The 24,125-nt window shown below is 64.4% G+C and carries 21 protein-coding genes and 2 pseudogenes; 14 read left to right on the top strand and 9 right to left on the bottom strand.

What is annotated here, in order from left to right:
* Positions 1 to 94 precede the first annotated feature (94 nt).
* Positions 95 to 570 (bottom strand): annotated as a pseudogene (locus tag XANALMUS060_RS11095) (xylose isomerase); the annotation flags it as partial.
* Positions 571 to 1,360: 790 nt separating this feature from the next.
* Between XANALMUS060_RS11095 and ttcA the strand changes: the two are divergent.
* From ttcA to XANALMUS060_RS11080, 3 genes are all read left to right on the top strand, one after another.
* Positions 1,361 to 2,224, top strand: a complete 864-nt coding sequence (ttcA, locus tag XANALMUS060_RS11090) for a tRNA 2-thiocytidine(32) synthetase TtcA (RefSeq protein ID WP_045738449.1) — start codon at positions 1,361 to 1,363, stop codon at positions 2,222 to 2,224.
* Between the two features lie 114 nt (positions 2,225 to 2,338).
* Complete coding sequence (locus XANALMUS060_RS11085) at positions 2,339 to 3,247, top strand: recombination-associated protein RdgC (protein ID WP_045738448.1); 909 nt, start codon at positions 2,339 to 2,341, stop codon at positions 3,245 to 3,247.
* 76 nt (positions 3,248 to 3,323) lie between these two features.
* On the top strand, positions 3,324 to 4,103 hold the full coding sequence (locus tag XANALMUS060_RS11080; RefSeq protein ID WP_045738447.1) for a SprT family zinc-dependent metalloprotease: 780 nt from the start codon (positions 3,324 to 3,326) through the stop codon (positions 4,101 to 4,103).
* Positions 4,104 to 4,500: 397 nt separating this feature from the next.
* On the opposite strand, the gene XANALMUS060_RS11075 is transcribed toward XANALMUS060_RS11080, so the two are convergent.
* Together XANALMUS060_RS11075 and hemH are read right to left on the bottom strand one after the other, a co-directional pair.
* Complete coding sequence (locus XANALMUS060_RS11075) at positions 4,501 to 5,343, bottom strand: alpha/beta hydrolase (RefSeq protein ID WP_045738446.1); 843 nt, start codon at positions 5,341 to 5,343, stop codon at positions 4,501 to 4,503.
* On the bottom strand, positions 5,340 to 6,299 hold the full coding sequence (gene hemH / locus XANALMUS060_RS11070; protein WP_045738445.1) for a ferrochelatase: 960 nt from the start codon (positions 6,297 to 6,299) through the stop codon (positions 5,340 to 5,342). Before hemH ends, XANALMUS060_RS11075 begins: the two co-directional genes overlap by 4 nt.
* A gap of 170 nt (positions 6,300 to 6,469) precedes the next feature.
* Between hemH and XANALMUS060_RS11065 the strand changes: the two genes are divergently transcribed.
* From XANALMUS060_RS11065 to tatC, 4 genes are all read left to right on the top strand, one after another.
* A complete protein-coding gene (locus XANALMUS060_RS11065; protein WP_045738444.1) occupies positions 6,470 to 7,393 on the top strand; it encodes a YSC84-related protein in 924 nt (307 codons plus the stop codon).
* A gap of 137 nt (positions 7,394 to 7,530) precedes the next feature.
* Entirely contained in the window at positions 7,531 to 7,761 is a 231-nt protein-coding gene (gene tatA, locus XANALMUS060_RS11060) for a Sec-independent protein translocase subunit TatA (protein WP_045738443.1), read from the top strand.
* A gap of 14 nt (positions 7,762 to 7,775) precedes the next feature.
* Positions 7,776 to 8,297: a Sec-independent protein translocase protein TatB gene (gene tatB, locus XANALMUS060_RS11055; RefSeq protein WP_045738442.1), complete on the top strand. Its 522-nt coding sequence runs from the start codon at positions 7,776 to 7,778 to the stop codon at positions 8,295 to 8,297.
* Positions 8,294 to 9,037, top strand: coding sequence for a twin-arginine translocase subunit TatC (gene tatC / locus XANALMUS060_RS11050; RefSeq protein WP_045738441.1), 744 nt, complete (start codon positions 8,294 to 8,296; stop codon positions 9,035 to 9,037). The genes tatB and tatC overlap by 4 nt, the downstream gene beginning before the upstream one ends.
* Positions 9,038 to 9,227: 190 nt before the next feature.
* Here the strand turns inward: tatC and XANALMUS060_RS11045 are convergent, their stop codons facing one another.
* Complete coding sequence (locus tag XANALMUS060_RS11045; RefSeq protein WP_235430453.1) at positions 9,228 to 10,070, bottom strand: BPSS1780 family membrane protein; 843 nt, start codon at positions 10,068 to 10,070, stop codon at positions 9,228 to 9,230.
* Here XANALMUS060_RS11045 and XANALMUS060_RS22005 point away from each other — a divergent pair.
* Positions 9,988 to 10,212, top strand: a complete 225-nt coding sequence (locus XANALMUS060_RS22005) for a hypothetical protein (protein ID WP_235429922.1) — start codon at positions 9,988 to 9,990, stop codon at positions 10,210 to 10,212. The two genes, XANALMUS060_RS11045 and XANALMUS060_RS22005, sit on opposite strands and share 83 nt — an antisense overlap.
* Here the strand turns inward: XANALMUS060_RS22005 and XANALMUS060_RS11040 are convergent.
* Entirely contained in the window at positions 10,203 to 10,925 is a 723-nt protein-coding gene (locus tag XANALMUS060_RS11040) for a glutamine amidotransferase (RefSeq protein WP_045738439.1), read from the bottom strand. The genes XANALMUS060_RS22005 and XANALMUS060_RS11040 overlap by 10 nt on opposite strands.
* 177 nt (positions 10,926 to 11,102) lie before the next feature.
* Here XANALMUS060_RS11040 and XANALMUS060_RS22670 point away from each other — a divergent pair, with 177 nt between their 5' ends.
* A complete protein-coding gene (locus tag XANALMUS060_RS22670; protein ID WP_255352369.1) occupies positions 11,103 to 11,612 on the top strand; it encodes a substrate-binding domain-containing protein in 510 nt (169 codons plus the stop codon).
* The gene (locus XANALMUS060_RS22665; RefSeq protein WP_255352368.1) at positions 11,572 to 11,934 is read left to right on the top strand and encodes a substrate-binding domain-containing protein; all 363 of its coding nucleotides are present in this window, start codon (positions 11,572 to 11,574) and stop codon (positions 11,932 to 11,934) included. Before XANALMUS060_RS22670 ends, XANALMUS060_RS22665 begins: the two co-directional genes overlap by 41 nt.
* A gap of 69 nt (positions 11,935 to 12,003) precedes the next feature.
* Here XANALMUS060_RS22665 and XANALMUS060_RS11030 read toward each other — a convergent pair whose 3' ends face one another.
* Positions 12,004 to 13,824, bottom strand: a complete 1,821-nt coding sequence (locus XANALMUS060_RS11030; protein WP_045726557.1) for a GspE/PulE family protein — start codon at positions 13,822 to 13,824, stop codon at positions 12,004 to 12,006.
* Between the two features lie 76 nt (positions 13,825 to 13,900).
* On the opposite strand from XANALMUS060_RS11030, the gene glyQ reads away from it, so the two are divergent.
* Together glyQ and glyS are read left to right on the top strand one after the other, a co-directional pair.
* Positions 13,901 to 14,809, top strand: coding sequence for a glycine--tRNA ligase subunit alpha (gene glyQ / locus XANALMUS060_RS11025; RefSeq protein ID WP_045726558.1), 909 nt, complete (start codon positions 13,901 to 13,903; stop codon positions 14,807 to 14,809).
* A gap of 156 nt (positions 14,810 to 14,965) precedes the next feature.
* Positions 14,966 to 17,137 (top strand): glycine--tRNA ligase subunit beta, encoded by a 2,172-nt coding sequence (glyS, locus tag XANALMUS060_RS11020; protein ID WP_045738461.1) that lies wholly within the window; start codon positions 14,966 to 14,968, stop codon positions 17,135 to 17,137.
* A 151-nt stretch (positions 17,138 to 17,288) separates the two neighbouring features.
* Here glyS and XANALMUS060_RS11015 read toward each other — a convergent pair whose 3' ends face one another.
* From XANALMUS060_RS11015 to XANALMUS060_RS11000, 3 genes are all read right to left on the bottom strand, one after another.
* Positions 17,289 to 17,951: an epoxyqueuosine reductase QueH gene (locus XANALMUS060_RS11015; protein ID WP_045738438.1), complete on the bottom strand. Its 663-nt coding sequence runs from the start codon at positions 17,949 to 17,951 to the stop codon at positions 17,289 to 17,291.
* Positions 17,952 to 18,585: 634 nt separating this feature from the next.
* A complete protein-coding gene (locus tag XANALMUS060_RS11005) occupies positions 18,586 to 19,089 on the bottom strand; it encodes a hypothetical protein (protein ID WP_045738436.1) in 504 nt (167 codons plus the stop codon).
* A 527-nt stretch (positions 19,090 to 19,616) separates the two neighbouring features.
* Complete coding sequence (locus XANALMUS060_RS11000; RefSeq protein ID WP_045738435.1) at positions 19,617 to 20,159, bottom strand: gluconokinase, GntK/IdnK-type; 543 nt, start codon at positions 20,157 to 20,159, stop codon at positions 19,617 to 19,619.
* Positions 20,160 to 20,289: 130 nt separating this feature from the next.
* Here XANALMUS060_RS11000 and XANALMUS060_RS10995 point away from each other — a divergent pair.
* Positions 20,290 to 21,694, top strand: a pseudogene (locus XANALMUS060_RS10995) (MFS transporter).
* A complete protein-coding gene (locus XANALMUS060_RS10990) occupies positions 21,691 to 24,090 on the top strand; it encodes an NdvB protein (protein WP_045738434.1) in 2,400 nt (799 codons plus the stop codon). Before XANALMUS060_RS10995 ends, XANALMUS060_RS10990 begins: the two are co-directional and overlap by 4 nt.
* Positions 24,091 to 24,125: the final 35 nt, after the last annotated feature.

The following is a 24,125-nucleotide window of genomic DNA, read 5'->3' as shown; positions in this document are numbered from 1 at the left end:
GTAGCGCCGCGGATGCGAGAACAGATTGGCCGTGCCCCACAGCAGCTTGATGCCGGTGTCGGCCTGGCGCTGCTTGGCGATGCCGACCATGTGCTGGATGCGAGAACAGATTGGCCGTGCCCCACAGCAGCTTGATGCCGGTGTCGGCCTGGCGCTGCTTGGCGATGCCGACCATGTGCTGCAGGCAGATTCTTTTCGTACTGGCCGATGGCCTCCGCGTCCGGGGCCAGATCCACGTCGTGGAAGCAGTAATACGGCACACCGAGTTTGGTGAAAAACTCGAACGCCGCATCGGCCTTGGCCTCGGCCCGCGCCAGCGCGTCGCTGCCAGCGTCCCACGGATAGGCGCGCGTGCCCGGACCGAACGGATCGGCGCCGTTACCGCAGAAACTATGCCAATACGCCACCGCAAAACGCAGGTGCGCGGCCATGGACTTGCCGCCAATCTGCTTGTCGGCGTCGTACACCTTGAACGAACGCCAGCGGGTTGTCCGAGGCCTTGCCTTCGAACGGAATGCGGCCGATGCCCGGAAAATATTCCTTGGCGCCGAGGTAGACGGAGTGGCTCATGAGAAACGGATTCCTGTCGAGTGGGAGAACGATGGTCGGCACGGCGTCATCGGTGTGCGGACCGTTGCCATGTCGATTGGCGCAGGCGCGTACGTGGCAGGCGCACGCAATGCCGCCGTTGCGTCGCGCAGATGCAGCGGCGGCAGACATTGGGTATGGACCACGCGCAGCGTTCGCGCTGCGCGGTAGCGGCACGACCGCAGACGTGCCAGCGTGACCAACGATGTTAGCGCTATCATGGACGGAGTGGGCCAGCGGGTTGTCCGAGGCCTTGCCTTCGAACGGAATGCGGCCGATGCCCGGAAAATATTCCTTGGCGCCGAGGTAGACGGAGTGGCTCATGAGAAACGGATTCCTGTCGAGTGGGAGAACGATGGTCGGCACGGCGTCATCGGTGTGCGGACCGTTGCCATGTCGATTGGCGCAGGCGCGTACGTGGCAGGCGCACGCAATGCCGCCGTTGCGTCGCGCAGATGCAGCGGCGGCAGACATTGGGTATGGACCACGCGCAGCGTTCGCGCTGCGCGGTAGCGGCACGACCGCAGACGTGCCAGCGTGACCAACGATGTTAGCGCTATCATGGACGGAGTGGAAAAAGCGCCACTGCCGAAGAAAACCGACGCATGCATTGGATGCGGTTCGCAAGCCGGGACGCGCGAACTTTACCCAGCCTGCGAGCGAAACGCTTGCTGCGATGCGCCATCGCAAGACACAGCGTGCAATGTCCTGACGCGGCAGCGCATTCGGCACCAGCGCATCCACGCCGATGCGACGACTACAATGCACCGTCATGTCTTCTTCCCTGCCCTTGCCGCAGCGTCTTGCCGATCCCGCCTCGCCCACGCGTTCCCCATCCTCGGTGTTGGGGAAGCGCCTGTGCCGGCAGGTGGGTCAGGCCATTGCCGACTTCGGCATGATTGCCGCTGGCGACAAAGTGATGGTGTGCCTGTCCGGCGGCAAGGACAGCTACACGTTGCTGGAGATCTTGTTGCAATTGCAGCGCAAGGCGCCGGTGCCGTTCGAACTGGTGGCGGTGAACCTGGACCAGAAACAGCCCGGCTTTCCCGCCGACGTGCTGCCCGACTATCTGCGCAAGCGCGGCGTGGCTTGGCATGTGATCGAGCAGGATACCTATTCGGTGGTTACCCGGGTGGTGCCGGAGGGCAAAACCCTGTGCTCGCTCTGTTCGCGACTGCGTCGTGGCGCGCTATACCGCTACGCCGCCGAACACGGCATCAGCAAGATCGCCTTGGGCCACCACTGCGACGACATCGTCGCGACGTTTTTCATGAACCTGTTCTTCCACGCCAAACTCGCGGCGATGGCGCCGCTGCTGCGCAGCGACGACGGCCAGCACGTGGTGATCCGGCCGCTGGCTTACGTGCGCGAGCACGATATCGCCGCCTATGCGCAGGCACAAAATTTCCCGCTGATTCCCTGCACCTTGTGCGGCAGCCAGGAGACCCTGCAACGGCGCCAGGTCGGGCTGATGTTGCAACAGTGGGATCGCGAGCACCCGGGACGGGTGGAGCAAATCGCGCGGGCCATGGGTAACGTGCAGCCATCGCAACTGGCCGACCGCGCATTGTTCGATTTCGCCGCGCTCGGCGGCGGCGCGCCTGCAACCGCCTGGGCAGACGAGAGTCCAGCCTGAACGCGCTTCGCTGAACCGTTCGATGCGGTAAGCGGGCCGACGCGATGCGACAATGTCGCCTATCGCCGCGCGCAATGGCGCCGGATCGTTCCGTTTCCTTCTGCTGGATGCTCGATGTTCTTTCGCAATCTGACGCTGTTCCGCTTCCCTACGACGCTGGACTTTTCCGAGGTCGATACGCACCTGCCGGAGGCCCGGCTCAAATCGGTTGGCCCGCTGGAAATGAGTTCGCGTGGTTTCATCTCCCCGTTCGGTCGCGATGAGCAGGAAGCGCTGTCGCACCGCATCGCCGATTTTCTCTGGCTCACCGTGGGCGGGGAGGACAAGATCCTGCCCGGTTCGGTGGTCAACGACCTGCTCGCGCGCAAGGTCGCCGAAATCGAGGAAAAGGAAGGGCGCCGGCCTGGCGGTCGCGCACGCAAACGCTTGAAAGATGACCTGATCCACGAACTGCTGCCGCGCGCCTTCGTCAAATCCTCGCGCACCGACGCGATGCTGGATCTGCAGCACGGCTACGTCGCCGTGGACACCTCCAGCCGCAAGAGCGCAGAAACCGTGATGTCGGAGATCCGTGGCTTGCTCGGCAGCTTTCCGGCGCTGCCATTGAATGCCGAGGTGGCCCCGCGCGCGATCCTCACCGGCTGGATCGCCGGCGAGCCGTTGCCGGAAGGATTGAGTCTGGGCGAAGAGTGCGAGATGAAGGACCCCATCGAAGGCGGCGCGGTGGTCAAGTGCCAGCATCAGGAACTGCGCTGCGACGAGATCGACAAACACCTGGAAGCTGGCAAACAGGTCACCAAGCTGGCGCTGGTGCTGGACGACCACGTGTCCTTCGTTCTCGGCGACGATCTGGTGATCCGCAAGCTGAAGTTCCTCGACGGGGCGCTCGACCAGCTTGAGCATGCCGATCACGATGGCGTGCGCGCCGAACTGGATGCGCATTTCGCACTGATGAGCGGTGAAGTGCGACGGCTGTTCCTGCTGCTGGAAGAGGCGTTGAAGCTGAGCAAGGCCGAGACCTGAAATCAAGCGGCGTCACGATGCACCAGATCGTGCCGTTGTCACGATGTGTTGGTGATCGGAGAGTTATCCTGTCCGCATGCCTACTTTTCTCCGTCGCTTGCTCGCCCCGCCGCCTGCGGCGGTCGAACGCGACCTCGTCCGTCTGCGATTGGACGAGCGCGAGATCGAGGTACTGCGCGTGCGCGATCCGCGCGCTCGGCGGATCAAACTCAGCGTGGACGAACGCGGCGCGCGGTTGACCTTACCGCTGCGCGCCAGTCTGGTCGCCGGCGAACGTTTTCTGCTCGAACACCGACAGTGGCTGGATACGCAACTGGCGCGCTACCGTGACGAGGACAGCACGCCTGGTTTGCAACGCGGCGTTCCTGGTTGGCTGCCGTTGCGCGGCGAGCGCCTACCCTTGCGTTGGAGCGAGGGCCGTTACGCGCGCTTGCAAGTCGATGCCCAGGGCGCGCAATTGCAGATCCCGGCACGCGCCAGCGACGCGGTGATTGCACGCACGCTGCGCGAATTCTACGAAGCGCAGGCGCGCGTCGATTTGGGTCGCTGGCTGCCGATGTACTTGCCATCGCTACCGCGCGCGCCAGCGCGGATCCGGCTCAAGGTGATGTCCTCGCAGTGGGGCTCGCTGGCCCCGGACGGCGCCATGGCACTGGACTTGGCTCTGGTGCTGGGTCGCTCATCGGCGTTCGAGTACGTGCTGGTCCACGAGTTGTGCCATCTGCTGCAGGCCAATCACTCGCCGGCATTCTGGCGCGAAGTGGAGGCGCGGTTCCCGGACTGGAAAGCCGAGCGCAGTTACTTCCACACACATGGGCGCTGCCTGAAGGCGCAGTTGCGGCGCTTGCTGGGTTAGCGCCTGCGCTGCACAGGTCCAAGGTACATGCGTCGCTCGTCAGTGGCACGGTGGCGTCCTCGTATGGAGATGCCGACGCTTCGCCTCAGCGCTGCGCAGACAGCACTCCATCCAGCGCCCCGCAGGCCGCCTCTCCCCGCCTGCGGTAAAAACCCGGTGCGATCTCCCGCGTCAGCGAGCCGTGACGGTCCTGGGTGGGAGTGCTACGCCGGCATGTCGGACGCCGGGATCGCGCCGCGAACGACGTGACGGATCGCCTCTACGCCTGTTGACCGCAGGCGTGCGCGCGACTTAAAAGAAAAATAGTGCCGGATATAAATTTCACCTCCGATGCGCGGAGGCAGACATGCGCTGCGGATGACCCTTGCGGATAATCCTCTGCACGCACGGCGTTAATTCATAGAAACGCGTGCAGCAACGCGGCTATCGCCGCGGGTTGTTCCATGTGCAGATGATGGGTGCCGGGCAGCGTATGCACGCGGCCATCGCGTAGCTGTGCCGCCCGTTGCAGGCGCACTGCCTCGGGCAGCATGGCCTGTGCGGGATCGGCGAACACCACCAGCGTCGGGCAGTCGATGCCGGTCAGCAAGGCGAGTACTTGCGATTCGGTCTGGCGTATCGGGGTGGACTGGGTCAGCCGGCGATCGCTGCGCCAGACATAGCCGCCATCCACCTCGCGCACTCCGCGCTCCACCAGGAGCCGCGCTGCGGGTTCGCTGAGTTGGTTGGCCCGCATGCGCGCACGCACGGGGGCGGCCAGATCGGGAAACACCCGCAACGGCGTCGCATTGAGCTGGCGGCCCTTGGCCACACTGTCGCGCAAGCGCTGCACAGCGCCGGCTTCGCTTTCGGACAGACCGCCGAGCATCTCGATCGCCACCAGCTTCTCGATCCGCTGCGGCATCGCCGCAGCCAGCAGGCTCGCGATTGCCGCGCCCATCGAGTGGCCGATCAGCACGAAACGCTCCCAACCCAGCGCATCGGCAGCGTCCATGACGGGATGCAGGCTGCTGAACAACAGGTACTCGCTTCCCTCCGGCAACGCGGCGCTATAGCCGTGTCCGGGCAGGTCCAGCATGACCAGATCCAGTTGCGGCAGATGCGCGCTCAGTGGCACGAAGCTGGCGGCATTGTCCAACCAACCGTGCAAGGCCAGCACTTTCAGTCCCTGCGGATCGCCGCTGCGCAAGCCGGCGAGCATGCCCACTCGCGATGGACAGGTAAAGGCGCGCGGACTCATGCGGCGCGAATGGCGAGCTGCGCTAGGGCGTGGGCGTGGGCCGCCGTGTCGTTGAGACAGGGGATGTAACGCACCTGCATGCCGCGCTCGGCACAGGTTTCGACGAAACCCATCGCCACCTCCTCCAGGGTTTCAAGGCAGTCGGTGGCGAAGCCTGGGCAGAGCACGTCCACGCGTTGCATGCCTTGCTCTGCCAGTTCCCACAGGCGCGGTTCGGCATAGGGTCGCAGCCAGCGTTCGGCGCCGAAGCGCGACTGATAACCGAGTTGCCACTGGCTGGCGTCCAGGCCCAGGGCCGTGGCAATCGCCTGGGCGCTGGCCTGGCAGCGTTGCGGATACGGGTCGCCGTTGTTGGCCACCCGTTGCGGCAAGCCGTGGAAGGAAAAGAACAGCATCTCGCCACGGCCATGCTGCGCCCAGTGCGCACGCACGCTAGCGGCTACCGCCTCGACCCAGGCCGGATCGGTCGGGTAGTCCTCGATCAAGTGCACCGGCAACTGCGGATTGCGCGCCTTCCAGGCCTCCACCACGTCCTCGATCGAAGCGGTGGTGGTGGTCGAATATTGCGGATACAGCGGCAGCACCACGATCCGGCGCACGCCGCCATCGCGTAGCGCGTCCAGCGTCGGTGCCAGCGCAGGTGTGCCGTAGCGCATCGCCCAGGCCACCTTGTGGTCGGGCAATGCGCGTTGCATGCCTTCGGCCAGACGCCGCGTGTACACCGCCAGCGGCGATCCGTCCGGCAGCCAGACCTGCGCGTATTTTTCAGCCGATTTCGGCGAACGCCGTGGCAGGATGATCCAGTGCAGCAGCGGCCACCAGAACAGGCGCGGAATCGCCACCACGCGCTTGTCGCCGAGAAATTCGGCCAGATAACGGGCGACCGCAGGTGCCGTGGGCGCCTCGGGCGTACCTAGGTTCACCACCAGGATGGCGGTCTCGGGTGCGTTGGACATGGGCGCATTGTGGCAGAGACTCGGCGCCGCAGTCTGACGCGTTGTCCATGGCAGTGATGGGTGCGGCATCGGTGAGTCGCGGCATCGCTCATAGCCGATTCATCGGGCGATGAGTAAGTTCGGGAAGCCGCAGTATCTGAGCTGCGGATCGATCTTGGAGCCCACCCCCAATGCCCCGCCTGCCGCGCCTCGCCCTGTTGCTGAGTACCCTGCTGTTCGCCGGCCACGCCATGGCCGGTCCCGAAGAGGACGAGCGCGCCCGCAACGCCTTGCGCGTGCTGAGCGAGATTCAGAAGATCCCGGAGCAAGCCATTCCCGACAGGTTGCTCGACGAGGGCCGTGCCATCGTGGTCATTCCGGACACGCTCAAGGTCGGCATGGTGTTCGGTGGACGTCGCGGCCACGGCTTGATGTCGGTCAAGCGTCCCGATGGCACTTGGTCCAATCCGGTGTTCGTCAAGCTGACCGGCGGCAGCATCGGGCTACAGATTGGCGTGCAGTCCTCCGATGTGGTGCTGGTGTTCCGTAACGACCGCAGCCTGGACAACATCGTCAATGGCAAGTTCACCCTGGGCGCCGATGCCGGGGTCGCCGCCGGTCCGGTCGGGCGCAATGCCGCTGCGGCCACCGACGGCGAGCTCAAGGCCGAGATCTGGTCGTGGTCGCGCGCGCGCGGGCTGTTCGCCGGCGTCGCCCTGGACGGTGCCGACTTGCAGATCGACGATGCCGCCGATCTCAACGCCTACGGCAGCAACAGCACCCCACGGATGATCTTCGAAGGCCGTACCGCCAGCCGGCCGTCCAACGATATCGTGGCATTCCGCGACAAGCTGGAAGAATCCACCTACGCCGCACGGCAAACCCGTCGCAACAACAAAGATGGCGACGATAGCGACACAGCCCCGGCGTCCGCCGCCGCACCTGCGCCGACGCCGGCCAGACAGGCCGCAGCGGAATCGGCGGTCGGATCGCACACCACTGACAACACCAGCACGGCGCCGTTGCAAGCACCGTCGCAAGCACCGCAGAAGCAAGGCTTCCAGCCCGTGTCCGACGGCGAGGTCCGCACAGAGCCACTCAACGGCAGCCACTGATTTCGGCGTCGCCGCTCGCGGCTGGGGCACCTGCCTGACGCCTGTTCAGGGGCATGCGCAGCGTGTGCGCTAAATAACGCACCCACGTCCGGTGCGTTATCCTGCGGGTTCCTCAACGACTTTTTTGCGAGCGGATCATGGGCAGTTTTAGCATCTGGCACTGGCTGGTCGTGCTGGTGATCGTGCTGGTGATATTCGGCACCAAGCGGCTGACCGGTGGCGCCAAGGACTTGGGTAACGCGGTCAAGGAGTTCAAGAAAGGCATGCGCGAGGACGACGACAAACCCGCCGGCCAGCTCGCCGACGCCTCGCGCGGCAGTGAATCGTCGCGCCAGACCCAGGCCGAGCACGACCGCGACGCGCGCTGACAGGACGGCGTGGCGTGTTCGATATCGGATTCAGCGAACTGCTGGTAATCGCAGTGGTGGCGTTGGTGGTACTCGGCCCGGAGCGCTTGCCCAAGGCGGCGCGTTTTGCGGGGTTGTGGGTGCGTCGTGCCCGCGCGCAATGGGACTCGGTGAAGCAAGAGCTGGAGCGCGAACTGGAAGCGGAGGAACTCAAGCGCAGCCTGCGCGACGTGCAAGCTTCGCTGCGCCAGGCCGAGACCCAGCTGCGCGACAGTGGTCAGCAATTGCAACGCGAAACCGACGCCCTGCGCCACGAGATCGATCCGACCACACCGGCCGTCTCCACCGAGACCGTGGAAACGGCCTCGGCCTCGGGGCCGCCGCTTGCTGCCAGCCCCGCGCTGCCGTCAACGCCGACCGCCACAGCCGAGCCAATTGCCGAGGTGTTTGCATCGTCGGCAACGCAGGACCCCACCGCCGCGCACTCACCGACCGCAGACACCTCGCCGTCGGCTCCGGTCCAGCCTCCTTCCGCTGACCCGACAGCACCGCGATGAACCCCGAAGCCGAGAGCAGCCTGATCGAACATCTGATCGAACTGCGTGCGCGCCTGATGCGTGCGCTGATCGGTCTGGGCGTGGTGGTGGTGGCCTTGCTACCGTTCTCCAAGCGTATCTACACCTGGCTGGCCGCGCCGATGCTGGCGCAGTTGCCGGTCGGACAGAGCGTGATTGCCACGCATCCAGCCGGCGCGGTCATTGCACCGCTCAAATTGGCGTTCTTTTTGGGCGTCTTCATCGCCGTGCCCTGGCTGCTGTACCAAGCCTGGGCCTTCGTTGCCCCCGGCTTGTACCAGCGCGAGAAGCGCCTGGCGTTGCCACTGCTGGCATCGGCGGTGCTGCTGTTCTATCTCGGCTGCGCGTTCGCCTACTTTCTGGTGTTGCCGGCGGTGTTTCACTTCTTGACCACGTTCAAGCCGGACGTGATCCAACTCACTCCGGACGCCGGGTCTTATCTGGATTTCGTCCTGGCGATTTTCTTCGCCTTCGGCGCCAGCTTCGAGTTGCCGGTCGCGCTGGTGATCCTGGCTCTACTCGGTTGGGTAACACCGCAGCAACTGCGCGAGGGCCGTGGTTACGCGGTGGTGGGCATCTTCGTGTTGGCGGCCGTGTTGACCCCGCCAGACGTGGTCTCGCAATTGATGCTGGCCATTCCGATGTGTCTGCTTTACGAGTTGGGCATCATCGCCGCCAGCGCAGTGACCAAGAATCCGTCGGAAATGCAAATCCGCGACTAAGCAGTAGCTCACAAGCCGACTGCGTCGCCGCCGGACAGGCACGGGCAGTGTTCGGAATCCTCACACCTGTCCATTGCGGTTTCTGCGCGCTGTCCACGTCTGCCCGATGATCGCGACTTGCGAGGTTTTCTACAGCGTAGCTGAGAAATTTCAGCCAAGCGGTTCTGCCCAGGTGCCGCAACGGCCGGTCTCAAGCGACAAACACGTTGGACGGCGGCTGCGGCACTGTCGTTGCGGGATGATCGGGATGCCTGAACATCTGCTTCCACGCCGCGTACACCATGCCGGCCAGCGTCGGCATCACCAGAGCCATGAGTAACACCTGTGTGATCAGGGTCGCGACCATGGCGCCGACGATGGCCTGGAGCACCAGCATCACCAGTGCCAGCACGAAGTACAGCGCAAAGGTGGCGATGAAGGCCAGCAGGCAGAACACCAACATCGCCGGCACGTTGTGCAGGCAGGCGCGCAGGCTGTAGCGCATCGCGGTCAGGCCGTTGCGGCCATCGAACATCACCTGCGGCGCGAACAGGAACAGCGTCAGCATGACCATCACGAAACCGACCGCCACCAGCAGCAACCACAGCAGGATGCGCATCGCCGGCAGGGTTTGCACCAGTTGCTCCACCTGTGCGGGATCTGGTTGCGCATTCGACTGGCTGAGCTCGTTGAGCTTGTTCATCACCGTGGCCATCTGCTCCCATCCGCTCGGCCCCACCACCACCATGGCAAGGATGCCCAGCGCCAGGACGACGACCAATTGCGGCAACAACGCCACCAGCAAATGCGGCGCGCGCCCCGCGTGCAGGCCTTGTAGCAGGTGCGCCGGTTGCGGGCTGCGGCCCTGGTCCACCTCGCGCGCGGCCCATACCAGCCCACCGAACAGCAGCGGTCCGGCCAGGCCAAGCAGCAGTTGCGCCAGCATGCCGAGGGTCGGGTGGAGATTCCCCATGAACACGGCGATCATCATGGCCAATCCCCAGATTGCGCCCAGCCGACCCAGCGCCCATGGCGCCCGCCGCAGGAGCGACATCCCGCTCAATAGCCATTCCGCGCCGGCCGAAGCCGGCAGCTTGCGAATTTCGATCATTGCCAATCCGAAGTGGGGGACGCCGTACAGCGCGGCGAAGATGCAGATTATCGTGGTTTTGCCTGGTCGTCGTCGTCAAGACTGACCACGCGCGTGCTGAACGAAGCGTCGTAGCAGCTTGCGCGCCAACGGCGCGGCGCTGACCTCGCGGGCGATGGTACGGGCGCAGCGTCCCGCACGGCGTAGACAGTCGGCCCGCGCCTGCACGTAGCCACGCATATGGTGGGTGGCGAACTCCGGATGAAACTGTACGCCCCAGGTCGCCTCGCCCCAGCGTAGCGCCTGGCACTGGTCCTGCGCCGAATGCGCCAGCACGCTGGCGCCGGGCGGTGCGCGCAGTACAGTCTGCAGATGGGTGGCGTGCACAGGGAAATGTTCCGGCAGACCGTAGAACAACGGGTCGGCGGCGGCCTGGGGAGATAACGCGATCTGCACCGTGCCCGATTCGCGTCCGGCCGGGTTGTAAGCCACCTCCCCGCCCAGCGCGTGTGCCAGCAACTGGTGGCCGTAACAGATGCCCAGCAGCGGCATTCCCGCGTGGGCGGCTTCGCGCAGCCAGTCGGCGGAACGCTCGCTCCAGTCGGCACGATCGGTGACGAACGCGGCCGACCCGGTGATGATGGCTCCGACGAAATCGCGGCGATCCGGCAGCGCCGCCCCTGCGGCGACATTGGCGACCACGATATCGCGCTCGGCCAGACCGGCGGCGACGCGGATCCAGTGTGGAAAGCGACCGTAGCGCCGCATCGTGGGCACTGGCTCGCCAGTTTCGAGGATCAGGAACGGCACAGCGGACATACGCAGCAAGGCAACGACATGGATCGATTCTAAATGGCCGCGAGGCCATTTTTTCAAGTCCGGCCGGCGTCGACGGCATCAGCATATAACGTGGGTAAACCCAGCACTTCGCTTGGCCTCCCTGGACTGGTTACACTCGGCGTTCATGTGCAGTCAGGCATCGCAGGGATCTTCGGCATGCTGAAACTCTTGAAATCGCTGATGCTGGCTGGGTTTTTGATCGCCTCCGGCAGCTGCGTTGCGGTCACCCCGGTCAAGCCCACCACCCTCACCGTGCTCAGTTCCGGCGGCATCATGGGGGCGGTGCGCGCGATCGCGCCGCGCTACGAACAGGCAACCGGGGTGAAGCTGCGCATCGAGGCGGCGCCATCGATGGGCGATACGCCGCAAGCCATCCCCAAACGGCTCGCCCGCCATGAGCCGGCGGACGTGCTGTTGATGGTCGGTTCGGCGCTCGACATGCTGGTCGCCACGGGCCAGGCGCGCAAGGCCAGTCGGGTGGATTTGGGCAAATCCTATATCGCCATGGCGGTCAAAGAGGGTGCGGCCAAGCCGGATATCTCCAGCATGGACGCTTTCCGCAAGACCCTGCTGGACAGCACGTCGGTGGCGTATTCGGACAGTGCCAGTGGCGTTTACCTGGCGCATGAATTGTTCCCGCGCCAGTGGCGTTTACCTGGCGCATGAATTGTTCCCGCGGATGCGGCTCGGCGAGAGCTTCGTCGTCAAGGCGCGGATGATTCCCGCCGAGCCGGTGGGCGCTGTGGTCGCGCGCGGTCAGGCGCAACTCGGCTTCCAGCAACTGAGTGAACTCAAGCCGGTGCCGGGCATCACCATCGTCGGCTTGATTCCCCAGCAGGCGCAGAAGATGACGCTGTATTCCGGTGCCGTCGCCACATCCAGCACGCAACCGGAGGCAGCCCAGGCGCTGCTGGATTACATGGCGTCCAAGGCCGCTGCCAAGGCCATCGAGGACAGCGGTCTCACGCCCCTCGTCACCCAGGAATAGCGGCGATCAACACCATGGCGCTGTCGCCGGACCGGCCCAGGCGGTGCTCGGAATCCTCGAACTGCGGGCTCACTCGCGCGGTGGCAATACCGATAGCACTTCTTCCAGGGTGGTCAGGCCGGCGGCCACCTTTTCCAGGCCCGCGCGGCGCAGGGTGCGCACGCCTTCGGCCTGTGCGGTACGGCTGAAGCCGGCCAAGTCCATGTCGGCGCGGATCAGGCTGCGCAGACGCGGCCCGATCGGCAGCAGTTCGTACAGACCGACCCGGCCCAGGTAGCCGGTGCGGCGACATTCCAGGCAGCCGACCGGCGCATAGGTCTGCATCTGCTCGGGCAAGGCCTCGCCCGGCTCGCGCAGCGCGTCCCATTCGTGTGCTTCCAGCGTGTGCGGGCGCTTGCAGTGGTTGCACAGCGTGCGTACCAGACGCTGCGCCAGCACGCCGTTGAGGGTGGAAGCGACCAGATAATGCGGCACGCCCAGGTCGAGCAGGCGGGTGATCGCCGAGGGTGCATCGTTGGTATGCAGGGTGGAGAGCACCAAGTGTCCGGTCAGCGAGGCCTGCACCGCCATCTGCGCGGTTTCCAGGTCGCGGATCTCGCCGATCATGATGATGTCCGGGTCCTGCCGCAGCAGGGTGCGCACGCCACTGGCGAAGTCCAGGTCGATATTGGGCTGCACCTGCATCTGGTTGAACTCGGGCGCGATCATCTCGATCGGGTCTTCCACGCTGCACACGTTCACGTCCGCCGTGGCCAGGCGCTTGAGCGTGGAGTACAGCGTGGTGGTCTTGCCCGAACCGGTCGGGCCAGTGACCAGCACAATGCCGTGCGGACGCTCCACCAGCGCGTTCCAGCCGGCCGCTTCCTGAGGACTGAAACCGAGCTGGTCCACGCTCTTGAACGCCGCGTCCGGGTCGAAGATGCGCATCACGCACTTCTCGCCGAATGCGGTGGGCATGGTCGACAGGCGCATTTCGGTCTCGCGCCCACCGGGCGAGCGGGTCTTGATGCGCCCGTCCTGCGGGCGTCGGCGCTCGGCCAGGTCCATGCGCCCGAGTACCTTGATCCGGCTGACGATGGCGTTCATCACCGCCGGCGGCACTTCCAGCACCTTGTGCAGCACGCCGTCGATGCGAAAGCGCATGCGTCCGGCCTCGCGCCGCGGCTCCAAGTGGATGTCGCTGGCGCGCTGTTCGTAGGCGTACTGCAACAGCCAATCGACGATGTGCACGATGTGGTGATCGTCGGCGTTGACGTCGCCGCCACGGCCCAGTTCCACCAGTTGTTCGAAGCTGGGCAGGCTGCTGCTCTGTTCGCCACGGCCGTCCTTGGCTCCGCGCACCGAGCGGGTCACGCCGAAGAACTCCATCGTGTAGCGATGCAGATCCAGCGGATTGACCACCGCGATCTCGATACGGCGCCGCGCCAGGTGTTGCAGATCGCCGAGCCAGTCCAGTGCCAGCGGTTCGCTGGTCGCCACCAGTAAGCGTTCCGGTTCCAGCGCCAGCGGCAGAATGCGGTGGCGACGCGCGTAGGCATGCGAGACGACCGCAGTCACTGCGGCCACGTCCACGCGGGTCGGGTCGATGCGCAGATAGCGCAGGCCGCAGCGCTGGGCCAACCATTCGGTCAAGCGTTCCAGGCTCAGTTCGCTGCCCGGCGGCTGGATCGCGGGCAATTTGAGGTTGGACAGCAGCACCAGGGGATGCACATCGCTGACCGTGCGCGCGGTCTGCGCCGAGAACTGCATGCGGCCGCGTTCTTCCGGCGCGACCAAGCCGTCGGCGAGCAAGGCGGCGGCCACACGCTCGACGGTCAACCGACCCGGTGGCAACGACACCGGGCTGGATGCGGGCAAGCCGAGCGGCGGCGCGGCGGATCGCGAATCCATGGTCGTGCTCCGGTGCGCGGAAGTGTCCGCGAGTCGGTCGCTATACTAGCGCACCCCTCAACCGGCCCCCCGCTCGATGTCCGTTTCCCGGTCCGTTCCGATCACGTTCCAGGGTTTGATCCAGACCCTCAACCAGTTCTGGGCGCAGCACGGCTGCGTGCTGATCCAACCGTTGGACTTGGAAGTGGGTGCCGGCACGTTCCATCCGGCCACGTTCCTGCGCGCACTCGGTCCCGAGCCGTGGAACGCGGCCTATGTGCAGCCGAGCCGCCGTCCCACCGATGGCCGCTACGGGGAGAATCCGAACCGCTTGCAGCGCTACTACCAGTACCAGGTCGCGATGAAGCCCAACCCGGACAACATCCAGCAGTTGTACCTGGAGTCGTTGCGCGCGCTGGGCATCGATCCACTGGTACACGATCTGCGTTTTGTCGAGGACAACTGGGAATCGCCCACGCTCGGCGCCTGGGGCCTGGGCTGGGAAGTCTGGCTCAATGGCATGGAAGTCACCCAGTTCACCTACTTCCAACAGGCCGGTGGCCTGGAGTGCAAACCCGTGCTGGGCGAGATCACCTACGGTCTTGAACGGTTGTGCATGTACCTGCAGAACTGCGACAACGTGTACGACTTGATCTGGACCTACGGCCCCGACGGCACGCCAGTCACCTACGGCGACGTCTACCACCAGAACGAGGTGGAGCAGAGCGCGTACAACTTCGAGCACGCCGACGTTGCCGAATTGTTCCACCGTTTCGACGCCTGCGAGCGCGAAGCGCAGACGCTGGTTGAAGTGGGACTGCCATTGCCGGCTTACGAACAGGTCACCAAGGCCAGTCATGCGTTCAACCTGCTGGATGCGCGCCGGGCGATCTCGGTCACCGAGCGCCAGCGCTACATCCTGCGCGTGCGTGCGCTGGCGCAAGCGGTGGCCAAAGCCTACTACGCGCAACGCGAGAAGCTCGGTTTCCCCGGCGTAAAGCGCTAGTCCCGTGGGCGCGTGCCTGCCGGACGTTTCTTTGCGCTACCGCTTGTTTGGCGATGGCGGCTGGCGATCCATGGCGAAGACCGCGATGCGCGCGGTACGCCGAACGACACAATCGATTGGGCGCGGCGCACGGCCGACGCCTCGGAAGGACGTGATATGAGCATGCATCCCCTGCTGATCGAACTGGGTACCGAAGAACTGCCAGTCAAGGCATTGCCGGGCTTGGCCCAGGCCTTGTTCGATGGCGTGATCGCCGGGCTGGACAAGCGCGGCATCGCGGTGGAGCGCGGCGACGCCAAGCCGCTGTCCACCCCGCGCCGGCTGGCCGTGCTGCTGCCCGGCGTGGCCGCCGAACAGCCCGAGCAGCGCGCGGAAGTGCTCGGGCCTTATCTCAACATCGCCCTGGATGCCGACGGCCAGCCGACCAAGGCTCTGGAAGGTTTTGCCGCCAAGGCCGGGATCGCCTGGACCGCGTTGGAACGTACCCGCGACGCCAAGGGCGAGCGCTTTGTGCACCGCGCGGTGCATCCCGGCGCGCGCACCGCGACCCTGCTGCCGGACATCCTGCGCGAGGCAATCGCCGCGATGCCCATCCCCAAGCCGATGCGTTGGGGCGATCACGACTATGGTTTCGCACGGCCGGTGCAGTGGTTGGTGCTGTTGTTCGGCAACGCGGTGGTGCCCGCGCACTTGCTCGGCGTGCAGGCGGACCGGCACAGCCGTGGCCATCGCTTCCTGCACGATGCGCCGGTGACGCTGGCGCAGCCGGGCGACTACGTGGCCGCGTTGCAGGCGGCGCAGGTGCTGGTGGACCCGGACGTGCGCCGCGCGCGCATCGTCGCCGAGGTCGAGCAGGCCGCGCGTCAGGCTGGTGGCCGTGCGCGCATCGCCGAGGACAATCTGGCGCAGGTGGTGAATCTCGTGGAATGGCCGTCGGCGGTGCTGTGCCGTTTCGAGCCGGCGTTCCTGGCGGTGCCGCAGGAAGCGCTGATCGAAACCATGGAAAGCAACCAGAAGTTCTTCCCGGTGCTGGATGCCGACGGCAAGCTCACCGAACATTTCATCGGTATCGCCAACATCGTCTCGCGCGACGTCGCCGAAGTCGCCAAGGGCTACGAGCGGGTGATCCGCCCGCGCTTCGCCGACGCCAAGTTCTTCTTCGACGAAGACCTCAAGCAAGGTCTGCAGGCGATGGCGGCGGGTCTGGCCGGCGTGACCTATCAGGCCAAGCTCGGCAGCCTTGCCGACAAGGTGCGGCGCGTGGCCGCACTGGCCGAGGCGATTGCCGCGCAAGTGGGTGCCGATCCGGCGCAGGCGCGCCGCGCCGCCGAACTGAGCAAGAACGACCTGCAATCGCGCATGGTCAACGAATTCCCCGAACTGCAAGGCATTGCCGGTCGTTATTACGCCATCGCCGCTGGTGAGCCGCGTGAGATTGCGCTGGCCATCGACGAAGCCTACCAACCGCGTTTCGCTGGCGACGATATTGCCCTGTCGCCGTTGGGTAAGGTACTCGCCATCGCCGAACGCCTGGACACGCTGGCCGGTGGGTTTGCCGCGGGGTTGAAGCCCACCGGCAACAAGGATCCGTTCGCGCTGCGGCGCAATGCGCTGGGTTTGGCGCGGACGGTGATTGAGAGTGGGTTGGATCTCAACCTACCCAGGCTCCTCGATCAAGCGTTGGATGCGGTTGCGTTTGCAAAAACCCAACAAAAAGATAAGCAGGCTGAGCATGCCGCCGCAACGGCACGTGCTTCAGGCGTACAGGCCCAGGCGATCCCGAACGTCGGTGGCACCAAACTTGCCGAGCTTGAGGAGCTGTACGACTTCATCCTCGACCGTCTGCGCGGCTATTACGCCGACAAGGGCGTGCCGGCGACGCATTTCAACGCGGTCGCCGAACTGAAGGTCGCCTCGCTGTACGACCTCGACCGCCGCATCGACGCTATCGGCACTTTCGCCGCGCTGCCGGAAGCCGACGCCTTGGCCGCCGCGAACAAGCGCATTCGCAATATTCTGCGCAAGGCCGAGGACGCGATTCCCGTGCAGGTCGATGCAGCGCTGCTGCGCGAGCCGGCCGAGCGCGCGCTGGCTGAAGCAGTGGAAGTGGCAATCGCCGAGACCGACGGCGCTCTGCGTCAGCGCGATTACGTCAGCGTGTTGAATGTGCTGGCGCGGCTGCGGCCGCAAGTGGACGCGTTCTTCGATGGCGTGATGGTCAACGCCGACGACCCGGCGCTGCGCGGTAACCGCTTGGCGCTGCTCAAGCGCTTGAGCGAGCGCCTGGGCAGCGTCGCGGCAATCGAACATCTGTCCTCGGCCAACTGAGCCGGCATCGTCCCGTTTTCCGCCATCGGCAAACGCGGAGGCCAACGCGCATCGCCAGTCGCATGGCTAGCGTGATGTGGCACGCGCGGACCTTCTCTAGGCAGCGCCGACCGGATTGGTCAGCGCCTGCCTACTGGCACTGGATTGCCGATTATTTCGACTCCGCCTCGTTGTCGCCGTAGAACACCAGGCCCAGGCGAATGCGCTCGCGGCCTTGTTCGCGGCGATGGCGATTGGTGTCGCGCAAGGAATAGACGCAGCCGCAGTATTCCTGCTGGTAGAAGCGCTCGCGCTTGCTGATCTCGATCATCCGCGCGGAACCGCCGTGCTTGCGCCAGTTGTAGTCCCAGTAAGTCAGCCCATCGTAAGGCGCGGCGGCGCGGATGCCGCTGTCGGTGATCTGCTGCATGTTCTTCCAGCGCGAAATCCCCAGCGAACTGGTGATGACCGGGAAGCCATGTTCGTGCGCATACAACGCCGTGCGCTCGAAGCGCATGTCGAAACACATCGTGCAACGGATGCCACGCTCGGGCTCGTTCTCCATGCCTTTGGCGCGCGCGAACCAGTTATCGGTGTCGTAATCGGCGTCGATGAACGGCACGCCGTGTTGTTCGGCAAAGCGGATGTTCTCCTGCTTGCGCAGTTCGTATTCCTTGGCCGGATGGATATTGGGGTTGTAGAAGAACACCGTGTAATCGATACCCGATTCGACGAACGCTTCCATCAACTCGCCCGAGCACGGCGCGCAACACGAATGCAGCAGCAGGCGGTCGCCGCCACCAGGCAAGACAAGTTGTTCGCGTTTGGTACTCATAGGCGCTTCCTGATCGGCTTCACGACGCTGGAGACATCCAGGCCGCCATCGCCCTGGCGGCGGTTCATTTTGAAGGGCGAAGGGCCAGTTTACCAAACACGGCCGTCATCCCGATGATGGCTGCGGTTTCCGCCGTCAGACCAGCATCTTCACATCGGGCCGCGACTGCGGATGCGCAATGTCGGCTAGCCGATGACGCCCGTTGAATCCAGTCGTGCGATTGACCCAAAATTAACTCTGATCCCGTTGTTATTGGGACCAAGATACCCCGACCACACGGCGCGGTGACACCCTGATTGAGCGGGAAGCCAGTCCCTGACAACAAAGCCACCGCAAGAGTGGGGTCATCCTGGCCGGCGATCTATTTCCTTGTGCGACGCGACTCTCAGGAAAACTGCGACTGATCCAACGAGGTGAAAGGTAGCCTGGTACATCTTGCCACCTGAGGTCACATCAATTTTGTATATCTTCGGCTTGAAGCCGGAAAGATCATGCAGTCGCAATCGACTTGCTGTGGGATGCGTGCGAAGCGTCGAAATCCTCTCGCGGAAAGCAGCCTTCACCTCGTCAGGGAGACCGGCGAAGTCTCTCTGAAAGGATTCCTTTCCAAGTTGGACTCCTGTGATTTTTAGCATCACAGGTTTTCGAGAAATGTCCTTATTTCGTCTGCGCTAGAAAGCACAGGCCCGGCATCCTGGTTATCACGCAGCGTATTGTGATGGAGCAAGGCCATTCTGTAGTCCTCGACCGCGTCGTGAAGATCGCACAGCGCCTCGATGGCTGCGCGATACGCATCATGCACGCCGTCATCCGCTCTCAACTGCCGATCACGTTCCGCAGCCCTCAATCCGGCCTTGAGGTTCTTGGAATAGCCAATTAGCTCATCGCTGACGCGATTGATGTATGCCAAGATCTTTTCTTCGGGCACAACGCTGTCCACGCTGTCGAGCCACTTCAGCATGTCGCGGAACGTGTCTTTGACGAACTGAAAGACCTTGCGCTTATGCTCAAGCGCTGAGCAGGCCTGAGCGATATCGCGAAGGAGACCCAAGTCGCGAACCTGGGCAGCAGCCAACTGGCTGAAAGCGAGTTGCTCTGCTGCAGTGCTGCTGAAGACATGGCTGGCAGCGCACTTCATTGCTTGTTCCCTGATCTCCAATGGGTGGGGAGTCTACATCAACTTACATTGATAGTTGACAACGCGAGCGCGATGCGATTCATCGTCTACGAACAGTTGACCCAACTCTGGATCGCTTGATCTTGGGACACCAAAGACATCGGCCGAGTTCCCCATTTCTTGAAGCATCAATGGTTTGCGCTTGCGCTGGCGGCTGGCCCGGATGATTTGCGGGTGGTGCCCAACCAAGCTGGTTCCGGTCATATGTCATTGATCCTTATGCACAAGTTGGTGGTGCCGGGTAGGGATATCCTTACGTCACGACGCGGTGATCCTGGATTAAGCTGGGGAGCCGTCTACGCGATCCTATGCTGCCGGACACAGCGCCATGATGGCCGCTCAACCGGCGTGGCGCTTGAGCAGCGTCGATGGTAAAAAGATGTCAGAGTGATTTACAGCGAAATTAACTCTGACACCATTGTTCCTCCCTTGTTCGCCGCCAGACCAGCATCTTCACATTGGATAGCGACTCCGGATGCGCGATTTAGCTAGCCAATGACCCGGGTTGAATCCAGTCGTGCGATGGCCTCATCCACCACGTTGGCAAATGGCGCATCCACATTCACCGCGATCACGTCTGTCTCGTCAACCGGGGACTCCAGTGCGTCGATCTGGCTCTGCAACAGGGTCGGCGGCATGAAGTGGCCGCTGCGTGCGGCCAGACGTGCGGCGATCACGTCCATGGCGGCGTGCAGAAACACCAGGCGCATCGGCACCCCGCTGTCGCGTAGCTGTTGACGGTGCGCGCGGCGCAAGCCGGAGAAAGCCAGCACGATGCCGTCGCCGGCCGCGTTGGACTGGCGCAGCCGCGTCGTCAACGCCGCGACCCAAGGCGCACGCTGCGTGTCGCTGAGCGGAATCCCACGGGCCATCTGCGCCTTGGCTTCGGCGCTATGCACGTCGTCGGCATCCAAGAACGTCATCCGGTAGTGTGCGGCCAGTGCCTGCGCGACGCTGGTCTTGCCGCTGCCCGCCACGCCCATCACGACGATGGCGGCGGCCGGTGGTGGCGGAGGCGATGTCGGGTCCATCACGTGTCGTTATACCTGGGGATGTCTTTGCTATGCCGTATGCGTTGGCGTTGGCGGCGCGTGCAAGCTGGTGTAGCGTCGTGCCGCTGTCGCGTATGGCGGTAATTACCGCGTGCCGCCGCATCATCGCATGTCCGCCCATCCAGGATCGCCGATGTCCCTCTCATCGCAACGCACCGACGCTCCGCTGCGCTGGTCCGAGACACTCGGTTACGGCATCGGCGACATGGGGTTCAATCTGTACTGGGCCACCATGTCCGCATTCCTGCTGATCTTCTACACCGACACCATGGGCCTGCCGGCCGCCGCGGTAGGCACGATGCTGTTGGTGACCAAGCTGGCGGACGCGGTGTGCGATCCGTTGATGGGCGCGATCGCCGACCGCACCCGCACCCGCTGGGGCAAGTTCCGCCCCTATCTGCTGTTCGCGGCGTTGCCGATGGCCGGCAGTGCGGTACTGGCCTATACCACGCCAGCGCTGGATACCGGCGGTCGCCTGCTCTGGGCCTACGTCACCTTTGCGCTGATGATGTTGATGTACACCGTGCTCAGCATTCCGTATTCGGCGCTGTCGGGGGTGATGACCGCCGATAGCCAACAACGCACCACGTTGGTCAGCATTCGCTTCATCGCGGCGTTTGTCGGCACCTGCCTGGTCAACTATGCCACGCTGGATCTGGTGCGCTGGTTCGGCAAGGGCGACGACGCACGTGGTTGGCAGTGCACCATGCTGCTGTACGGCACAGTGGCCGCGGCGTTGTTCGCGATGGTGTTCGCGACCACGCGTGAGCGTGTGCAACCGTTGCCACAACCACGCGCGCCGGTGTTGCAGGATATCGCCGATCTGCTGCGCAATCGGCCATGGCGGGTGTTGTTCGCGTTGGCGTTGATCATCATGGTCACCATCGTCATGCGTGGCGGTGCCGGCGTGTATTACGTCAAATATTACGTTGGTCGCCCGGATCTGGCCGGCTGGTTTCTCGGCAGCTATTCGCTGGCGTTGGCACTGGGCGCGGCGGCCACGCCACTGTTGACCCGCTGGTGCGACAAGCGACGTTTGATGATCTGGTTGATGACCAGCGTCGGTGTGCTCAGTTGTGCGATGTTCTTCGTCCCACGCCAAGCGATCTGGGTGCTGTTCGCGCTCAATCTGCTGGTGGGCCTGGCGGCTTGGACCGAAATCGCCGCTGGCGTTTTCCATGTACGCCGATAGCGCCGACTACACCGAGTGGAAGACCGGGCGTCGCGCCACCGCGATGACGTTCTCGGCGGCGATCTTTTCGCAAAAGCTCGGTGCTGCGTTGGCCTCGGCCTGCATCGCCTGGATGCTGGCGGCGATGGGCTATGTCGCCAACCAGGCGCAGAGCGATGCCTCACAACTCGGCATCGTGTTGTTGTTGACGGTGATTCCTGGCGCGATCGCGTTGCTGGCTGCGTGGACGATGCGCTTTTATCCATTGGACGATGCGATGCTACGCCGCATTCAACACGATTTGGCCGCGCGCACGCGTGCGGCGAGGGAAGCTGACCGATGAATCGCGCGCATGATCCGCAGCAGGACACGAGCTCGCTGCTCGCCCCCAGCGCCGACGGCGAGCGCTATGCGCTGTACAGTCCGACGGCACTGCCCAATGCCGGCGGCTTCCTGTGGAACCGGCGGATGATGATCCATGTGACCTGTCGCGGTTACGCCACCGCGCAGTTCATGCAGCCGGAGCCGACCAAATACGCGCATGCACCGACCCTGGAGGCGAAAACCTTCATGCAGCCGGAGCAGCCGTACTACGCGCATCATCCTGGACGTTTCTTCTACCTCAAGGACGAGGACAGTGGCGCGTTGTATTCGGTGCCCTACGAGCCGGTCAGGGCGATGCCGCAGGCGTTCTGTTTTTCTGCGGGTCAAGCCGACCTGGTCTGGTACGTGCGCTATGCTGACATCGAGGTGGAACTGCGGCTGCAGTTGCCGGTGGACGATCCGGTGGAGCTGTGGCAATGCCAGGTGCGCAATCTGGATGGGCGTGCGCGCCGGCTCGCGCTGTATGCGTACTTTCCGGTCGGCTACATGTCGTGGATGTACCAGAGCGGCGAATATCGCGCCGATTTGGGCGGCATCGTCTGCCGCAGTGTCACCGGGTACCAGAAAGTGGAGGATTATTTCCGCCATCGCGGCTTCAAAGACTGCACCTTTCTGCTGCACGAGCAGACGCCCGATGCCTGGGAGGCGCGGCAGTCGGCGTTCGAGGGCGAAGGTGGTCTGCATGCGCCGAGTGCGGTGATGCAGCCGCGTCTAGGCGGCAGCGAGGCGCACTACGAACTGCCAACCGCAGCCTTGCAGTACGGCATGACCTTGGCGCCGCAGCAGACGCAGACGCTGCGCTTTCTATTCGGCCCGGCCAAGGATGAGGTGGAGATCGCGGGCTTGCGTGCGCGTTATCTGTCGGCGCAGGGCTTTGCCACGGCGGCGGCGGATTACCGTGCTTATCTAGCCGAGGCGGCCGGATGTCTGCACATCGCCACGCCCGATCCGCACCTGGACAACCTGGTCAACCATTGGCTGCCGCGACAAGTGTTCTATCACGGCGACGTCAACCGCCTCGCCACCGATCCGCAGACCCGCAATTATCTGCAGGACCACATGGGCATGAGCTATCTGCGCCCGCACACGGCGCGCGCGGCGCTGCTGCATGCGCTGTCGCAGCAGGAACGCAGCGGGGCGATGCCCGATGGCATTTTGTTGGTCGAGGGTGCGGAACTGAAGTACATCAACCAGGTGCCGCATACCGACCACTGCGTGTGGTTGCCGGTGTTCCTGGAGGCCTATCTGGACGAGACCGGCGATAGCGCGCTGCTAAACGTGGACGTGACCACCGCCGATGGCATCAGCCTCAGCGTCGCCGAGCGCATCGACGCGGCCATGCGCTGGCTGCTCGGTGCGCGCGATGCACGCGGACTGAGCTACATCGCGCAGGGCGATTGGTGCGATCCGATGAACATGGTCGGCTATCGTGGCCGTGGCGTGTCCGGTTGGTTGTCGGTGGCTACCGCGCATGCGCTGCAACTGTGGGCGCGGATCTGCGCGCAACATGGCCGCGCCGAGCTGGCGGCGCAATGGCGCGCAGGTGCGGAGGAACTCAATGCGGCGATGAACCGAGAATTGTGGGACGGTGACTGGTATGCGCGTGGCATCACCGACGATGGTGTGCGCTTCGGCATCAAGGACGACCAAGAAGGCCGCATCTATCTCAATCCGCAGAGCTGGGCGCTGCTCGCCGGCACCGCCGATGCGACACAGCGGCAACGTCTGTTGCAGGCGATCGACACGCAGTTGGACACGCCCTATGGGCCGGTCATGCTGGCCCCGCCGTATACGGCGATGCGCGAGGACGTGGGCCGGCTGACCCAGAAATATCCTGGTTCGGCCGAGAACGGCGCGGTCTACAACCATGCCGCCGCGTTCTACCTGCATGCGTTGTATGCGATTGGCGACGCCGACCGTGCCTGGCGCGTGCTGCGTGCGATGATTCCGGGCCCGGCGCTGGCCGATTACCTGCAGCGCGGGCAGTTGCCGGTGTTCGTCCCCAACTACTATCGCGGCGCCTGGCACAGCTTGCCGCGCACCGCCGGCCGTTCCAGCCAACTGTTCAATACCGGCACGGCGGCATGGGTGTACCGCTGCCTGATCGAAGGCCTGTTCGGGCTGAAGGGTGACGGCGATGCGCTGTGCGTGCGCCCGCAGTTGCCGTCGCATTGGCCGCAGGCGCAGGTGCAGCGGCGCTTTCGCGGTGCACTGTTCGCGGTGCGGATGCAGCGCGCCGCCGACTGCGCCGCGCCGCAGGTGCGCGTGGATGGGCGCTTGCTGGAGGAGCCACGGATCGTCGGGATCGAGGCTGGTCGCCACTATGTGGTCGAGGTGCGGTTGCCGTCTGGGTGAGGTCGTGCGAGAGAGATTGATCGCGCGGGACCGAA

It is taken from the genome of Xanthomonas sp. MUS 060, assembly GCF_000963215.1.
Lineage (GTDB): Bacteria > Pseudomonadota > Gammaproteobacteria > Xanthomonadales > Xanthomonadaceae > Xanthomonas_A.
This window is presented reverse-complemented; position numbering and strand designations above follow the sequence as displayed.

Excerpts from the sequence above, each read along its gene's own strand:
- glyS (WP_045738461.1), top strand. The coding sequence starts at position 14,966 with ATGAGCATGCATCCCCTGCTGATCGAACTGGGTACCGAAGAACTGCCA.
- XANALMUS060_RS11080 (WP_045738447.1), top strand. The coding sequence starts at position 3,324 with ATGCCTACTTTTCTCCGTCGCTTGCTCGCCCCGCCGCCTGCGGCGGTC.
- ttcA (WP_045738449.1), top strand. The coding sequence starts at position 1,361 with ATGTCTTCTTCCCTGCCCTTGCCGCAGCGTCTTGCCGATCCCGCCTCG.
- XANALMUS060_RS11040 (WP_045738439.1), bottom strand. The coding sequence starts at position 10,925 with ATGTCCGCTGTGCCGTTCCTGATCCTCGAAACTGGCGAGCCAGTGCCC.
- XANALMUS060_RS11045 (WP_235430453.1), bottom strand. The coding sequence starts at position 10,070 with ATGTCGCTCCTGCGGCGGGCGCCATGGGCGCTGGGTCGGCTGGGCGCA.
- XANALMUS060_RS11000 (WP_045738435.1), bottom strand. The coding sequence starts at position 20,159 with ATGGACCCGACATCGCCTCCGCCACCACCGGCCGCCGCCATCGTCGTG.
- XANALMUS060_RS10990 (WP_045738434.1), top strand. The coding sequence starts at position 21,691 with ATGAATCGCGCGCATGATCCGCAGCAGGACACGAGCTCGCTGCTCGCC.
- hemH (WP_045738445.1), bottom strand. The coding sequence starts at position 6,299 with ATGTCCAACGCACCCGAGACCGCCATCCTGGTGGTGAACCTAGGTACG.
- XANALMUS060_RS11075 (WP_045738446.1), bottom strand. The coding sequence starts at position 5,343 with ATGAGTCCGCGCGCCTTTACCTGTCCATCGCGAGTGGGCATGCTCGCC.
- XANALMUS060_RS11015 (WP_045738438.1), bottom strand. The coding sequence starts at position 17,951 with ATGAGTACCAAACGCGAACAACTTGTCTTGCCTGGTGGCGGCGACCGC.
- XANALMUS060_RS22670 (WP_255352369.1), top strand. The coding sequence starts at position 11,103 with ATGCTGAAACTCTTGAAATCGCTGATGCTGGCTGGGTTTTTGATCGCC.
- XANALMUS060_RS22005 (WP_235429922.1), top strand. The coding sequence starts at position 9,988 with ATGAACACGGCGATCATCATGGCCAATCCCCAGATTGCGCCCAGCCGA.
- XANALMUS060_RS22665 (WP_255352368.1), top strand. The coding sequence starts at position 11,572 with ATGAATTGTTCCCGCGCCAGTGGCGTTTACCTGGCGCATGAATTGTTC.
- XANALMUS060_RS11085 (WP_045738448.1), top strand. The coding sequence starts at position 2,339 with ATGTTCTTTCGCAATCTGACGCTGTTCCGCTTCCCTACGACGCTGGAC.
- glyQ (WP_045726558.1), top strand. The coding sequence starts at position 13,901 with ATGTCCGTTTCCCGGTCCGTTCCGATCACGTTCCAGGGTTTGATCCAG.
- XANALMUS060_RS11005 (WP_045738436.1), bottom strand. The coding sequence starts at position 19,089 with ATGAAGTGCGCTGCCAGCCATGTCTTCAGCAGCACTGCAGCAGAGCAA.
- tatC (WP_045738441.1), top strand. The coding sequence starts at position 8,294 with ATGAACCCCGAAGCCGAGAGCAGCCTGATCGAACATCTGATCGAACTG.
- XANALMUS060_RS11030 (WP_045726557.1), bottom strand. The coding sequence starts at position 13,824 with ATGGATTCGCGATCCGCCGCGCCGCCGCTCGGCTTGCCCGCATCCAGC.
- XANALMUS060_RS11065 (WP_045738444.1), top strand. The coding sequence starts at position 6,470 with ATGCCCCGCCTGCCGCGCCTCGCCCTGTTGCTGAGTACCCTGCTGTTC.
- tatA (WP_045738443.1), top strand. The coding sequence starts at position 7,531 with ATGGGCAGTTTTAGCATCTGGCACTGGCTGGTCGTGCTGGTGATCGTG.